Below are 13,940 nucleotides of genomic sequence, written 5' to 3'. Positions count from 1 at the left end.
TCCTCCATGACGGTTGCCGAGAGCTTACCTCTGGCGCGGGCATTCACGACGCCGTCGAGTCGTCCGGCAACAGGCGCTGCGCCCGGATCACCTTCCACGCGCCCACGGTCAGTCCCAGGGCGACGAACATGCCAGCCACGAACACCAGCCGTGAGCCGAATGCCGACAACGCCTTGTGCAACCAGACGAAGGTGAGGTCGCCGCCGCGATAGACCACCGTGTCGATGACCGCCTTGGCCTTGTAGCGCGACTCGCGGTCGACACGGGTATAGATCGTCTCGCGGCCTGGCTTGGCCAGCGAGAACTCGCCGGCGCGCGTGGCCACCTGCACCATCGCCACCAGCAGCGGCACCGGCGACAGCGCCAGCAGCGCGTAGCCGCCGAGGATGGCGAATGCCGGGATCAGCAAGGTCGGCCCGACGCCGTAGCGGCGCAGCAGGAACCGGGTCAGCAGCAACTGCACCAGGATCGTCACGGTGTTCACCGCACCGTCGATAAGCGAGTAGTAACGGGTCGCCTCGCGTCCGTCCGGGTAGAAGTGCTTCACGATCGCCGCCTGCTCGTTGTAGAGCAGCGTGCCGACGCCGACGCCGAAGAACATCGTGATCGCCAGCGCGCGCAGCAGCGGCCGCTGCCAGACCAGGCGCAGGCCGGCCACGATCGAACCGCCCATCGCCGCCTCGCCGTCGATGGCGCCACTGAGCCGCTCGCGCCGGATCGCCCACTTGCGCAGGCGCAGGATGCACAGCAGGCACACCGCCAGGAAGCCGGCCGACACCAGCAGCAGGTTGGCCACGCCCAGGGGCCCGACCAGGCTGCTGGTCAGCAGCGGACCGACCAGTGCACCGATCGTGCCGCCGGCGCCGATGTAGCCGTACAGGCGCTTGGCGTGGTCGTTGTCGAAGACGTCGGCCATGAAGCTCCAGAACACGGCCACGGCGAACAGGTTGAACACCGCCACCCAGATGAAGAACACCGCGCCGCGCCCGGGCACGTCGTGCGCGAACACCCAGTAGAAGCCGAGCAGGCAGGCGATGAAAACCAGGTACACCACCGGCAGGAACACCCGGCGCGGGAAGCGCGACACCAGCGCCCCATACACCGGCTGCAGCAGCAGCATCGCCAGGAAGGTGCCGGTGAACAGCACCTGCAGCGTGAAGTCCTTCAGCTCGAAGCCGTGCGCCTTGGCCCAGTCGATGCTGGCCTGCGGGAACACCGTGGCGACGTCGCCGGAAGCGCCCATGGCGTCGCGCACCGGTCGAAGCACGTAGTACCCGCACAGCAGGCAGAAGAAGTAGAGCAGCGACCACCACAGTGGCGGCGACTCGCGCAACGCCGACTGGAATCCACGCAGGTGGCCTCCGATGCCCTCGCCTCCGATGCCCTCGCCGCTGCTGCCCGCACCGCTGCTGCCCGCGCCGTCGCCGTGCCCTGTCGCCATGGTCCGATTCCTCGCGGCCGGCCGGCGCGCTGTGGGTTGGGCGGATGATAGGGGGCGTGCGGGAGCCGCGACAGGGGCGGCGGAGCCAGCGCGACCGGGCCGCCCCCGCCTTTGGGAGCATTTGCTCTAATGGCCCCCCTTACGGTCCGTCGGCTGTAGGGCAGTCTCCACTGGCAGGGCGCAGGCAACGTGTTCGATTACATCATCATCGGTGCCGGCTCCGCTGGCTGCGTGCTGGCCAACCGCCTGTCCGCCGATCCCGACGTCAGCGTGCTGCTGGTCGAGGCCGGCCCGCGCGACAGCCATCCCTTCATCCACATGCCCGCTGGCCTCGCCAAGCTGGTCAGCAACAAGCGCGTCAACTGGGACTACCACACCATGGCCGAAGCGCAGCTCGACGGCCGCGTGCTGTGGTGGCCGCGCGGCAAGGTGCTGGGCGGTTCCAGTTCGATCAACGCCATGTGCTACACCCGCGGCGTGCCCGGCGACTACGAGGAATGGGCCGCGCTCGGCGCCGACGGCTGGGACTGGAAGTCGGTGCTGCCCTACTTCCGCCGCAGCGAACGCAACCAGCGCGGCGCCGACGCGCTGCATGGCGACGAAGGTCCGCTGAACGTGTCCGACCTGCGCTACAGCAACCGGCTGTCGCAGGCGTTCATCGAAGCCGGTCGCCAGGCCGGTCACGCGCTCAACCGCGACTTCAACGGTCCCAGGCAGCAGGGCTTTGGCCTGTACCAGGTGACCCAGAAGGATGGCGCGCGCTGCTCCAGTGCCGTGGCCTATCTCGACCCGGTGCGCGAGCGTCGCAACCTGACCGTCGTCACCGGCGCCCAGGTCAACCGCATCACGTTCGAGCGTGGCCGCGCCAATGGCGTCACCTATACATCCCGGGGCCGCGCCTTCCATCAGCCGGCAGCGCGCGAGGTGCTCCTGTGCGGGGGTGCGATCAACTCGCCGCAGTTGCTGATGCTGTCGGGCATCGGCCCGGCCGCGCAGCTGCGCCGCAACGGCATCGACGTGCTCGCCGACGTCCCGCAGGTCGGCGAGAACCTGCAGGACCACCTCGATATCTGCACGCTGCAGCACGCCACGCAGAACGTGACCTACGACCGCCTCAACGACGCCAAGGTCGCCTTCGACTATTACCTGCGCGGCCATCGCGGCATCGGCAGCAGCAACATCGCCGAGGCCGGTGGCTTCGTGCGTTCGCATCTGGCGAGCGACGAGCGCCCCGACATCCAGCTGCATTTCGTCCCGGCGATGCTCGACGACCACGGCCGCCACCGCCTCAAGGGCATCGGCTACACCGTCCACGCTTGCTTCCTGCGCCCGCGCAGTCGCGGCCGCATCGCCCTGGCCAGCGGTCGCGCCGGCGACAAGCCGCGGATCGAGGCGAACTACCTCAGCGACGGCGAGGGCTTCGACATGAAGATGATGGTCGAGTGCGCCAGGCTGTCGCGCGAGCTGCTCGCGCAGCCGGCATTCGATGACTATCGCGGCGCGCCGATCTTCCCCGCGCGCAACGATCTCGACGATGCCCAGCTGAGGGAGTTCATCCGCGCCAAGGCCGAGACCATCTATCACCCGGTCGGCACCTGCCGCATGGGTCACGACGACGCGTCGGTGGTGGATCCGCAGTTGCGCGTGCGCGGTGTCGAAGGCCTGCGCGTGGTCGATGCCTCGGTGATGCCGACGCTGATCGGTGGCAATACCAACGCCCCGACGATCATGATTGCCGAGCGCGCGGCCGACCTCATCCGCGACGGCTCGGGCCGCTGATGTGATTCAGTTTGCGCACGCGCGGCGCGTCAAAAATCCTGAACAGGCCTGTGCGCGCGTCGCGAAATCGGGATGCCCGGCACTTATCCCTGCCAAATCAGTCCGGTGAGTCTGATAGCTGCCACAACCCCTGAGATCGGAGCTAGAATCGGGCCGGATCGCAGCACGAGCAGGCGCTCAGAGCCATGAACAAGAACAAGAAGAAGCGCTCCCGCGCCCTCCCGCGTCTCGGGGCCATCGCGCTCCTGCTGCCGCTGACCCTCGGCTCGACCGCGCAGACGCCGTTGCACTGGAATCCGCAACCTTCCACTGCCACCGTCGCGGCCCAGGGCAACGTCACCGTCACCACGCGCGACACCCAGCTTCCGCCTGCCGCACCGCTGGCGCCGGGCTTCGATGTGCGTCAGTTCGAATCGATGGCGCAGCAGCTGGTTGCCGGCCAGCGTGTTCCCGGCCTGGCGATGGCGCTGGTCCACAACGGCCAGATCATCAGCGCGCGCGGCTACGGCATCACCGACGTCAGCCACGCCACCCCGGTTGATTCCCATACCGTGTTCCGCCTGGCATCGTTGTCCAAGAGCTTCGCCGGCACCATGACCGGCCTGCTCGTCAACGACGGCTCGCTGCGCTGGGACAGCAAGCTGGTGCGCTACCTGCCGAACTTCCAGCTCAGCAATCCGGTCGCCTCGCAGCAGCTTACCGTGGCCGATCTGCTCAGCCATCGCGTCGGCCTGACTCACAACGCCTTCGACCGCGACCTCGAGCACTTCGTCGACTACCGCACGCTGACCCAGCGCCTGGCCTACGCGCCGCTCAAGTGCGCGCCGGGCACGTGCTACAGCTACCAGAACATCGCCTTCAGCCTGATCGGCGACGTGGTGTTCGCCGCCAGCGGCGACTTCTATCCGCAGGAAGTGCAGCGCCGCATCTTCAAGCCGCTGGGCATGAACGACGCCAGCCTCGGCCTGGAAGGCATCCAGGCCAGCCCGAGCTGGGCACGTCCGCACGTGCGCGGTCGTGGCGGCTGGGTGTCGACGATGCCCAAGTCGACCTACTACCAGGTGCTGCCGGCCGCCGGCGTCAACGCCAGCGCCAGCGACATGGCGCAGTACCTGCTCGCCCACACCGGCCATCGCCCTGACGTGCTGCCTGCGCCGCTGCTGGCGACCCTGCACCAGCCGCTGGTCGATACTCCCAGCGAGATGCGCGGCTCGTCCTGGCGCCGCCAGCGCGTCACATCCGCCGGCTATGCACTGGGCTGGCGCGTGTACGACTACGGCGGCCATCGCATCGTCTTCCACGGCGGCGCGGTGCAAGGCTACCGCGGCATGATCGCGATGGTGCCCGACCGCGACTTCGGCGTGGCCGTGCTGTGGAACAGCGAGAGCTCGCTGCCGTCGGGCCTGCTGCCGACGATCCTCGACCGCGCGCTCGGCCTGCCGGCGCAGCAGTGGCTCGACGACGAGATCGACGAGACGCTCTATGCCGACGCCGCACAACCAGGCACGCCGAACGCTCCGGGCAGCCAGGCACAAACGGCCAGCTCAGCTCCGCGTTGATTCCCGCGCTGTCCGGCCATTGCCGGACCGATCATCATCCCGGCGCGCGCCGGGATCCAGGCTGACTGCCTGACGCCGCCCCAAAAAAAAACTCTCCCCCCGCCTGGGCTGCGGGGAGAGAGCTGGATTACGGCAATCGGGACTTTCTTATTAGATCATCGGCGCCGGGGTGGCCGGCATCGCGGAAGCAACAGCCTTCTTGGCCGACTTGCGACGGGCCGCCTTCTTCTTGGCAACCTTCTTCACGGCCTTCTTGGCGGCCGACTTGCGGGCGCCGGCCTTCTTGGCGGCCTTCTTGGCAACCTTCTTGACGGCCTTCTTGGCGACCTTCTTGCGAGCGGTCTTCTTGGCTACGGCCTTCTTGGCAACCTTCTTGGCGACCTTCTTGCGAGCGGTCTTCTTGGCTGCTGCCTTCTTGGCGACCTTCTTGACGGCCTTCTTCACTGCCTTCTTGCGGGCAGCGACCTTCTTGACGGCCTTCTTGACGGCCTTCTTCACTGCCTTCTTGCGGGCGGCTACCTTCTTGACAGCCTTCTTGGCTACCTTCTTGGCGGCTTTCTTGGCAGCGGGCTTCTTCTTCGCAGCTTTCTTCATGGCCATGGGATGGCTCCTCGTCAGTGGTTGATCAGTTGATGATCAGTGGTCTTGCAGGTCTATAAAGCCCAGTAGAACTAGTAGAACTGTCCGGGTATGGCCAGGTGCGTGAAGCCTGCCTGGAAGAGCCCGGGCCGCGGGAGTCGGACCCGCATGCAGCCGCCGACACGCAACGCGCGCCGGTACGGATGAGGCGCCCGCCAGACGGCGGGCAAACAAAAACCCGGACCGCCAAAAGCGAGCCGGGTTGGATGTGACTCGATACCTGCGCCTTTGCGAAAACCCGTTTCGCGAAGGAAACGATCCCTGCTTCCACCGTGTCGACTGCCCGGTCGGAGGTTCGTTTTGTACCGCGAGTTGTTTCTTTGTTCGTACTCACTCGCTTCCGCAGGAGACGTCTGCTGGGCGAAACCTAATCACGCTTTTTCATACTGTCAACACATTGGCCGATTTTTTTTTGGACCGCCGTGTCGTCCGGCCCGACCCGCCGCCGCCGACGGCGACTCGTCGCGGCGCACGCGAGCGGCGCATCGATTGCCGCGCTCGCCAATATGTTTTTCTGAAACTGCTTTATTTAAGGGGTTTGCGAAAACAGAAACTGGCGCGCGTGCAATTCGCGACGCGTTCGCATGAGTGCTGCATGGCGTTCGAGATGCTCGGACTGGTCGCCCGAACGCCCCCTGTCGGCGGGTGCAATGAGGCGCTCCGGTTTCGCGTCGCACAAGCCGATTTGCGCGAAAGTGCGCGAACTTTTCCGGCAGCTGCGGACCTCGCTTCGGCATCGCTCGGTGCTGCTCGACGTCGTCGACCAGGTGTCGTCGTAGTTCGCATGCGACATCGACGCACCCTTCCGACGTCGGCGTCGAGGGTGCGCTCGACGGTCCGCGATCGCCGCTCGCGAGCGCTTCGACGTGCGCACCGAGCGCCGGACCGTTCGCCGCGAAGCGGCATCCGGCCGCTGCGGCGAATCACCTCGCCGTCACTTTCCGAACTCGATCGCGGCGCTGACCGCGCTGACCGCATTGCCCAGGCGCTGACGCCGTCAGCGGCGCCCAAATGCAAACCGGCCGCACATGGCGGCCGGTCGCGGGATCGGTCGTGCATGGCACGACCGCCTGTGCCCGCCACACCGTGCGGCGTGGCGAGCCGGGTGACTCAGTTGTCTTCTTCTTCGAGCAGCTCGGCGTAATCGTCGGGCGCCAGCAGTTCGTTGAGCTGCTCGGGCTCCTCGATCGCGACGGTGAAGATCCAGCCTTCGCCGTAGGCGTCCTCGTTGATCGTCTCGGGCTTGTCGGCCAGCGCCGCGTTGACGGAGGTCACCTTGCCGGTCACCGGCGAGTAGACGTCGGAGGCGGCCTTGACCGACTCCACCACGGCGCAGGCGGTGCCGGCCTCGACGCGGTCGCCGACGTTCGGCAGCTCGACATACACCAGGTCGCCGAGCAGGCCCTGCGCGTGGTCGGAAATGCCGATCGTGACTTTGCCGTCGCCTTCGACGCGTGCCCACTCGTGGGACTTCATGAACTTCAGATCGCCGGGAATTTCACTCATGACTGGCCTCGAACTTTGCGGGGGCTGCTTGGGGACGGCGCCTAGTTTACCGACGCGGAAGGAACATGCGAGAGGTGGGGGACGAACGGATCGGCTCGGCCAGAATCATGCCGGGTCGACCCGGTACGGCGCGCGGCCGCTCAGCAGCGCATCACGCAGGTCGTCGATGCGGTCCTGCCCCCAGAACGGTTCGCCGTTGAGCACGTAGCCGGGCAGACCCGGCAGGTCGGCGGCGATCGCCTCGGCGGTGTTGCGCGCGTAGATCGCCTCGACGGCGTCTTCCGCCGCCCGCGCCATGACCCGCTGCGCATCGACGCCCTGCGCGGCGAGCAGCCCGGCGACCACCTGCGGATCGGCCAGGTCCTGGTCCTGCGCCCACAACGCGCGCAAGGCGGCATCGGCGTAGTCGAAAGGATCGTGGCCGGCTTCGACCATCGCGATCAGGCAACGGTCGGCCAGGGCGATGTCGACCGGCCAGAACTTTGGCTTGAGGTTGAGCGGCAGGCCGCGACGCGCACGCCAGCGTTGCAGCTCGACCAGGCGGTAGCGCTGGCGCGCCGGTGCGCGCTTGCCCAAGGGCAGTCCACCGTTGGCGTCGAACAGTTCGAAGATCCTGACCGGCCGATGCAGCAGCGTGGCGCCGGTATCGCGCGCCGTCTGCCGCAGCGCCGCATGCCCGAACCAGGCATACGGCGAGATCAGGCTGTAGTAATAGGTGACGGTCGCGCTCATCGCAGTCTCCGTCCGGCGGCTCAGCCGAGCACGCCGTCCTGGGCCTTGCCGTCGCGCACGAACGGGAACTTGACCACGCGCACCGGCACTTCCTTGCCGCGGATGTCGACGCGGACGTTGCCGGCGGTGCCCAGCGGGATGTCGCCGGCCGGCACGCGCGCGAACGCGATCGCCTTGCCCAGCGTCGGCGAGAACGTACCCGACAGGATCTCGCCCTCGCCGTTATCGGTGAGCACCTTCTGGCCGTGGCGCAGCACGCCCTTCTCGTCCATCACCAGGCCGATCATCTGGCGCGGTGCACCGGCGGCCTTCTGTGCCTGCAGCACGTCGCGGCCGATGAAGTCGCGGCCTTCGTCGAGCGCGACGGTCCACGCCAGCGCCGCTTCGTACGGCGTCACCTCGTCGTCCATGTCCTGGCCGTAGAGGTTCATGCCCGCTTCCAGGCGCAGCGTGTCGCGCGCGCCCAGGCCAGCGGGCTTCACGCCCGCTGCAAGCAGTTCATTCCAGAAGGCGACGGTCTGGTCTTCCGGTACGACGACCTCGAAGCCGTCCTCGCCGGTGTAGCCGGTGCGGGCGACGAACACGTCGGTGCCGCCCTGGGTGCGCGCCTGCGCGGCGGCGAACTTGCCGAGCTTGGCGACGCCGGCGCGGTCGTCCTCGCGCAGCAGGCCAAGCACCTTGTCGCGTGCGGTCGGGCCCTGCACGGCGATCATGCCGAAGTCGGGACGCTCGGTGACCTTCACGTCGAACGCCCTGGCCTGCTCGCTGATCCACGCCAGGTCCTTCTCGCGCGTGGCGGCGTTGACCACCAGGCGGAAGAAGTCCTCGTCACGAAAGTAAATGATGAGGTCGTCGATGACGCCGCCGCGCGGGTTGAGCATGCAGGTGTACAGCGCCTTGCCCGGCACCTTGAGCTTGTCGACCGAGTTGGCGACCAGGCGGCGCAGGAACTCGCGCACGCGCGCACCGTTGAGGTCGACCACGGTCATGTGGCTGACGTCGAACATGCCGGCGTCGCTGCGCACCAGGTGGTGTTCCTCGATCTGCGAGCCGTAGTGGATCGGCATGTCCCAGCCGCCGAAGTCGACCATCTTGGCGCCGAGGGCGCGGTGGGTGTCGTTGAGGATCGTCTTCTGGGTCATGGCTCGGGGGATCTGTCAGGGGGCGAGCCGGCAATTATCACATTGCGGCTGTGTGCCTGCAGACCATGCTGTGGAGCATGGTGCGCGGCCCGCGATCAACGCCCTGCCGACGCGCCCGGACGGGCTATTCGCTCGTGCCTTCGTTGTAGCAGCGCACGCGGCTGGGAGGGACGCGGACGAACTTGCCCGTGGCCCGGTCCAGCCGCAGCGCCCAGCGCGTGGCCGGAAGCATCTCCAGTTCGGCGGCGTGGGCGGTGCCGGTGTCGATGATCGCGATCAGGCCGGCGTCGTCGACACCGTCGCGCTGGCAGGTGGCGATCACCACCAGTTCGTCGCGGTGCAGGACCGGGTACGGCACCGCGTCGGTGATCCGCCAGCGCGGCTCATCGCCGACGCGGTCGACGAACTCGGCGGCCAGCAACTGCAGCGTGCGGTCCTCGCTGTCGTCCAGCGTGGCGATGCTGCGGGCGCACACCTGGCCCGGCTCGCTGCCCGAGCCGACGCAACTGCCGGTGTTGGACTTCAGCCCTTCCGGGTACGGCGGCACGACCTTGCCGACGAGGCTGGGCTGGCCGGCGGAGGCCGCGATCGCGACCGACGCCGCAATCGCCGCTGCGGTCATGGACGACAACGCGAGCAGGTGCGATCGGCGCATGTCGTCGCTCAGCCCGCAGGCTCGACCTGCAGGCTCATGCCACGGCTGGCGACGATGCGGACGGCGGCGCCGGCCGGCAGGTCGGGGCCGGTCACTTCCCAGAAGGCGTCGGCAATCTGCACACGGCCGTGGCCGTTGACGATGCCCTGCTCGAGCGGCACGACGCGGCCCACCAGCGTTTCCGCGCGGCGGTTGAGGTTGGGCTGGTCGCTGCCCGGCTCGCGGCCGCGGAACCAGGCACGGTAGACCTGGATCGAGGCGAAGCTGAGCACGACGAACGCCGCCACCTGGGCCAGCACCGGCATGTCCGGCACCAGCAGCACCATCGCGAACACGACGGTCGCGGCCAGGCCCAGCCACAACATGAAAGCGCCCGGCGCCAGCGCCTCGGCGGCAAACAGCAGCAGCGCCACCACAGCCCAGGCCACCACGTGCCAATTCATGGGAATCCCCCACTCCATGCGATCAACCTCCGGCGCGCGGCGGCGGCGCCACCGGCGGGCGCACCGGTTGGCGATCTTGCGAACGATCCTGCTGACGGCCGAGGGCTTCCTTGGCCAGCTCGGCGATGCCGGCCAGCGAGCCGATCACGCCGGCCGACTCCATCGGCATCATCACGAACTTCTGGTTCGGCGCTTCGGCCAGCGCCTTGAACGCTTCGATGTATTTCTGCGCGACGAAGTAGTTGATCGCCTGCACGTTGCCCTGCGCGATCGCGGTCGACACCATCTCGGTCGCCTTGGCTTCGGCCTGGGCCAGGCGCTCGCGCGCCTCGGCTTCACGGAATGCCGCTTCCTTGTTGCCCTCGGCCTCGAGGATCACCGACTGCTTCTCGCCCTCGGCCTTGAGGATCGCCGCCTGGCGGAAGCCTTCTGCCTCGAGGATGTTGGCGCGCTTCTCGCGCTCGGCCTTCATCTGCCGCGCCATCGAGTCGACCAGGTCGCGCGGCGGCTGGATGTCCTTGAGCTCGATGCGGTTGACCTTCAGTCCCCACGGATGGGTTGCCGCATCCACCGCGACCAGCACCTTGGTGTTGATCTCGTCGCGCTTGGACAGCGACTCGTCCAGGTCCATCGAACCGATCGCGGTGCGGATGTTGGTCATCACCAGGTTGAGGATGGCGATCTCCAGGGTCGCCACTTCATAGGCGGCCTTGGCGGCGTCGAGCACCTGGAAATAGACCACGCCGTCGACCTTCACGACCGCGTTGTCCTTGGTGATCACGTCCTGGCTGGGGACGTCCATCACCTGTTCCATCATGTTTATCTTGCGGCCGACGCCGTAGACGATCGGGATCAGGAAGTGCAGGCCGGGGTCCATGGTGTGGGTGTACTTGCCGAAGCGCTCCACCGTCCATTCGTATCCCTGCGGCACCATCCGCACGGTCTTGAACAGCACCACCACGCCTGCCAGCAACAGCACCAAGGCCAGAATCGATCCCATGCTTTCCCCTCCCTGTCTATGGGCCGAGTATAGGCCCAGTGCCCGAACCCCGAGGTCAACCGCCCGGCCGCCTGCGACGGTTTGGCCGGTCGCCGCATCCAGACCAGTGACATGCCACTGAACCCCATCCCTGCCAGCGCGGTCGCCACCGCCCCTGCGTCCTCGGCGACGAGCGCCCCGCGCAGCAGTTTCGCCATCGACGTGCCCGACGCGGTGCTGGCGCGGGCGCGGGCTGGCGACCGGTCGGCGTTCGAGCAGATCTACCGCTGGTTCGAGCGCCCGGTGTTCAACCTGGCGCTGCGCATCCTCGGCGGCGCGTATGCGGGCGACCGCGACGAGGCAGCCGAAGTGCTGCAGGAAACCATGCTCAAGGTCTACGGCAAGCTCGGCGAGTTCCGCGGCAACGGCAGTCCGTTCTGGGGCTGGCTGCGCCAGATCGCGGTGAACGAGGCGCTGATGCGCCTGCGCAGCCAGCGCCGGCACGCGCACGACGTGCCGCTCGACGGTGACGATCTGGTGATGGATCCGGGTCCGCTGCCAACCGCGGCCGCCGACGCCGCCGCCCTGGGTCGCGCCCTGGCCCAGTTGCCCACCACCACCCGCAGCGTGCTCTGGCTCTACCACGCCGAGGGCTACACCCACGAGGAGATCGCCGCGCTGATGCAGCGCACGCCGAGCTTCTCCAAATCGCAGCTGGCGCGCGGCGGCCGCCGCCTGCGCGAGCTGCTCGATCCCAATCAGACTGGCATGAATCAGGAGAAGGCACGTGCCTGATACCAACAACAACCGCGAGCTCCAGACCAGCGCGCGCCAGGCACCCGGCGACTGGAACGAAGCATTTGCCGCCCTGCCGATGGAATCGCCGGGCAACGACGGCTGGCAGCGTTTGACGCGCGCGCTCGACGCAACCTTGGCCGGCTCGACGCAGCGCTCGACGCAGCACCCGAAGGCGGGAGCGGCATCGCATCGGCGCGCTCGCTGGCCGCTGCTGCTGGCCAGCGCCGCCGCGGTCTCGGCACTGGCCCTGCTGCCGCTGCTGCATCGAGGCCAGGCGCCGGTGCAGGACGACCCGGCGCGCGTCGCCAACACCGCTGCACAGGTGGTTTCGCCATCGCCGTCACCGCCCGCTGCTGCTGCAACACCGGCGCCGAACGAGCACACGCCGCCTGCGAGTACTTCTGGTTCCGCGCCCGCTGCGGTCGTCGCATCGACCGCACCAGCCGATCGCGTCGTGGCGCGGCGCAAGCCGGTCGGCACGCCGACGCGCAAGCCGGCGCCGGCACCGGTGGCGTCGCCGCTGCGTGCGCGCGGCGACAACGGCACCCGCGTCGCCGACGCCGCGCCGGCAACTGGCTTGCCGAAGCAGGCCTCTGCGTCGGCCGCGACGACGACGGATTCGTCGGCAGCCGCGCTCGCCGACCGCGCCCTGGCGATCCAGTCGCTGCAGGCCGAATCGGCGCAGCTGGAAGCCATCGTCGCACTCGCCCGCGACGAGCGTGTTTCCTCGGCCAGCGGCGCCGCCGTTGGTGTCGAACTGGACGCACGCATCGGCCGCATCGATGCGTCGCTGTCGCAACCCGGCCTTGCCGACGGCGACCGCGCTGAACTGTGGCGTCAACGCGTCGCTGCCATGCGCGAGCTGGCCGGCATAGAAACCACCCAACGCTGGCTCGTTACCCACGGCGAGCGCTACGACGGCGCCCTGGTCAACGTCGACTGATCTTTCCCTTCCACTGCAGGACCCTCCGCCATGACGTCGATCCACTCCGCAACACCCAGGTCCGGCAAGCGCACGCCCGCCGCGCGCGGGAAGGCATTGTTGAAACCCGCCTTGCTGGCAGCCTCTGTCGGCCTGCTGCTCACCTTCGTCGCCACCGCGCAGACGGCAACCACCAGCACCGCCACCGACGCGCAGAAGGCCCGTGAACTGGCCGCCGCGCGCGAACAGCTCAGTGCCGCCGCCAAGCGCGTGGCCGAACTCTCCGGCGAGAGCGACATCACCCGGCAGATGCTTTTCGAACGTCGCTTCGAGCAGCGCCCGGTGATTGGCGTGGTACTGGCGCCAGAGGAGAAGGCCGGCGTGCGCATCGCGGCGGTGACACCCGACAGCGCAGCGGCCAAGGCCGGCCTGCGCAGCGGCGACCTGCTCACCACCATCAACGGCAAGCCGCTGGCGGGCAAGGACAGCGAGCAGCGATTGACGTCCGCTCGCGCCCAGCTGGGCGATCTGGATACGGAGTCGGCGGTCACGCTGGGCTACCTGCGCGAGGGCAAGGCGGCATCGGCAAAGGTCACGCCGCAGATCGGTGATCGCTTCTGGATGATGAGCGACGACAACGGCGCCGTGTTCGCCGGCCGCGGCGAAGCAATGAATGGCCAGCTGATGTGGACGCCCGATGGCAAAGGCGGGCATCCGCGGCCGATGCCGTTGCCGCTGGTCTCGCCGGAAGTGCGTACCGAGATTGTGCGGATGGGCCCGATGGGCGACTGCAAGGACGGCGACTGCCGCCTGCCGCTGCTCTCCGAGACCTTCCGCTGGAGCGGCCTGAACCTGGCCACCATCGACGGCCAGCTCGGCCGTTACTTCGGCACCGACCGCGGCGTGCTTGTGCTCAGCACCGGCGCGGAGTTGGCCGGCCTGCAGGCGGGCGACGTCATCCAGCGCATCGATGGCAAGGAAGTGAAATCGCCGCGTGAAGCGATGATGGCATTGCGCGACAAGCCGGCCGACAGCAAGGTCGGCGTGACCTACCTGCGCGACCGCAAGAGCGCGACCGCCCAGATCACCGTGCCAAAGACCGCAATGCTGCGCCTGCCGCCAGTGCCGCCTGCACCCCCCGCACCGCCCGCACCACCGGCACCACCCGCACTGCTCGCACCGCCTGCAGCGCCGGCACCGCAGAAGGCGCCATCGAACCTTCCCGCGCCTCCGGCACCGCCGGCGCCGCCGCAGGCCCTGGAGATGCCGGCGCCGCCCGCACCTCCGGCTGCGCCAGCGCCGCCGGAACCGCCAACGTTCTCGGTTCTGCTTTGACCATATAAAG

Annotated in this window: 13 protein-coding genes; 5 read left to right on the top strand and 8 right to left on the bottom strand. The window is 68.2% G+C overall.

Annotated elements, in window-relative coordinates; translation table 11 throughout:
* Positions 1 to 43 precede the first annotated feature (43 nt).
* Positions 44 to 1,441, bottom strand: a complete 1,398-nt coding sequence (locus tag AC1DER_RS12720; protein ID WP_477243529.1) for an NTP/NDP exchange transporter — start codon at positions 1,439 to 1,441, stop codon at positions 44 to 46.
* 189 nt (positions 1,442 to 1,630) lie between these two features.
* Between AC1DER_RS12720 and AC1DER_RS12715 the strand changes: the two genes are divergently transcribed.
* Together AC1DER_RS12715 and AC1DER_RS12710 are read left to right on the top strand one after the other, a co-directional pair.
* The gene (locus tag AC1DER_RS12715; protein WP_477243531.1) at positions 1,631 to 3,220 is read left to right on the top strand and encodes a GMC family oxidoreductase; all 1,590 of its coding nucleotides are present in this window, start codon (positions 1,631 to 1,633) and stop codon (positions 3,218 to 3,220) included.
* Positions 3,221 to 3,405: 185 nt separating this feature from the next.
* Positions 3,406 to 4,779: a serine hydrolase domain-containing protein gene (locus AC1DER_RS12710; RefSeq protein ID WP_441817149.1), complete on the top strand. Its 1,374-nt coding sequence runs from the start codon at positions 3,406 to 3,408 to the stop codon at positions 4,777 to 4,779.
* Between the two features lie 150 nt (positions 4,780 to 4,929).
* Here the strand turns inward: AC1DER_RS12710 and AC1DER_RS12705 are convergent, their stop codons facing one another.
* The 7 genes from AC1DER_RS12705 to AC1DER_RS12675 all read right to left on the bottom strand — a co-directional run bounded on the left by AC1DER_RS12705 (position 4,930) and on the right by AC1DER_RS12675 (position 10,896).
* Complete coding sequence (locus AC1DER_RS12705; RefSeq protein ID WP_441817148.1) at positions 4,930 to 5,379, bottom strand: hypothetical protein; 450 nt, start codon at positions 5,377 to 5,379, stop codon at positions 4,930 to 4,932.
* A 1,149-nt stretch (positions 5,380 to 6,528) separates the two neighbouring features.
* Entirely contained in the window at positions 6,529 to 6,924 is a 396-nt protein-coding gene (gcvH, locus tag AC1DER_RS12700; protein WP_441817147.1) for a glycine cleavage system protein GcvH, read from the bottom strand.
* A 105-nt stretch (positions 6,925 to 7,029) separates the two neighbouring features.
* A complete protein-coding gene (locus AC1DER_RS12695) occupies positions 7,030 to 7,656 on the bottom strand; it encodes a DsbA family protein (protein ID WP_477243534.1) in 627 nt (208 codons plus the stop codon).
* A gap of 20 nt (positions 7,657 to 7,676) precedes the next feature.
* A complete protein-coding gene (gcvT, locus tag AC1DER_RS12690) occupies positions 7,677 to 8,798 on the bottom strand; it encodes a glycine cleavage system aminomethyltransferase GcvT (RefSeq protein ID WP_477243536.1) in 1,122 nt (373 codons plus the stop codon).
* A gap of 124 nt (positions 8,799 to 8,922) precedes the next feature.
* Entirely contained in the window at positions 8,923 to 9,453 is a 531-nt protein-coding gene (locus AC1DER_RS12685) for a hypothetical protein (protein WP_477243538.1), read from the bottom strand.
* An 8-nt stretch (positions 9,454 to 9,461) separates the two neighbouring features.
* On the bottom strand, positions 9,462 to 9,896 hold the full coding sequence (locus AC1DER_RS12680) for an NfeD family protein (RefSeq protein ID WP_441817143.1): 435 nt from the start codon (positions 9,894 to 9,896) through the stop codon (positions 9,462 to 9,464).
* A 22-nt stretch (positions 9,897 to 9,918) separates the two neighbouring features.
* The gene (locus AC1DER_RS12675; protein WP_477243541.1) at positions 9,919 to 10,896 is read right to left on the bottom strand and encodes an SPFH domain-containing protein; all 978 of its coding nucleotides are present in this window, start codon (positions 10,894 to 10,896) and stop codon (positions 9,919 to 9,921) included.
* A gap of 111 nt (positions 10,897 to 11,007) precedes the next feature.
* Between AC1DER_RS12675 and AC1DER_RS12670 the strand changes: the two genes are divergently transcribed.
* The 3 genes from AC1DER_RS12670 to AC1DER_RS12660 are packed head-to-tail and all read left to right on the top strand — an operon-like array spanning position 11,008 to position 13,930.
* Positions 11,008 to 11,670, top strand: a complete 663-nt coding sequence (locus tag AC1DER_RS12670) for an RNA polymerase sigma factor (protein ID WP_441817141.1) — start codon at positions 11,008 to 11,010, stop codon at positions 11,668 to 11,670.
* Positions 11,663 to 12,616: a hypothetical protein gene (locus tag AC1DER_RS12665; protein ID WP_477358018.1), complete on the top strand. Its 954-nt coding sequence runs from the start codon at positions 11,663 to 11,665 to the stop codon at positions 12,614 to 12,616. Before AC1DER_RS12670 ends, AC1DER_RS12665 begins: the two co-directional genes overlap by 8 nt.
* 30 nt (positions 12,617 to 12,646) lie before the next feature.
* Positions 12,647 to 13,930, top strand: a complete 1,284-nt coding sequence (locus AC1DER_RS12660; protein ID WP_477245800.1) for a PDZ domain-containing protein — start codon at positions 12,647 to 12,649, stop codon at positions 13,928 to 13,930.
* The last annotated feature ends 10 nt before the right edge of the window (positions 13,931 to 13,940 follow it).

The organism is Lysobacter sp. 05T417, assembly GCF_056396405.1.
The sequence above is the reverse complement of the archived record's forward strand: the minus strand, read 5'-3'. Positions and strand labels throughout refer to the sequence as shown.

Bases quoted from the DNA above. Each gene is read 5' to 3' on its own strand.
- AC1DER_RS12670 (WP_441817141.1), top strand. From the start codon at position 11,008: ATGCCACTGAACCCCATCCCTGCCAGCGCGGTCGCCACCGCCCCTGCG.
- AC1DER_RS12685 (WP_477243538.1), bottom strand. From the start codon at position 9,453: ATGCGCCGATCGCACCTGCTCGCGTTGTCGTCCATGACCGCAGCGGCG.
- gcvT (WP_477243536.1), bottom strand. From the start codon at position 8,798: ATGACCCAGAAGACGATCCTCAACGACACCCACCGCGCCCTCGGCGCC.
- AC1DER_RS12675 (WP_477243541.1), bottom strand. From the start codon at position 10,896: ATGGGATCGATTCTGGCCTTGGTGCTGTTGCTGGCAGGCGTGGTGGTG.
- AC1DER_RS12705 (WP_441817148.1), bottom strand. From the start codon at position 5,379: ATGGCCATGAAGAAAGCTGCGAAGAAGAAGCCCGCTGCCAAGAAAGCC.
- AC1DER_RS12710 (WP_441817149.1), top strand. From the start codon at position 3,406: ATGAACAAGAACAAGAAGAAGCGCTCCCGCGCCCTCCCGCGTCTCGGG.
- AC1DER_RS12695 (WP_477243534.1), bottom strand. From the start codon at position 7,656: ATGAGCGCGACCGTCACCTATTACTACAGCCTGATCTCGCCGTATGCC.
- AC1DER_RS12720 (WP_477243529.1), bottom strand. From the start codon at position 1,441: ATGGCGACAGGGCACGGCGACGGCGCGGGCAGCAGCGGTGCGGGCAGC.
- AC1DER_RS12680 (WP_441817143.1), bottom strand. From the start codon at position 9,896: ATGAATTGGCACGTGGTGGCCTGGGCTGTGGTGGCGCTGCTGCTGTTT.
- gcvH (WP_441817147.1), bottom strand. From the start codon at position 6,924: ATGAGTGAAATTCCCGGCGATCTGAAGTTCATGAAGTCCCACGAGTGG.
- AC1DER_RS12660 (WP_477245800.1), top strand. From the start codon at position 12,647: ATGACGTCGATCCACTCCGCAACACCCAGGTCCGGCAAGCGCACGCCC.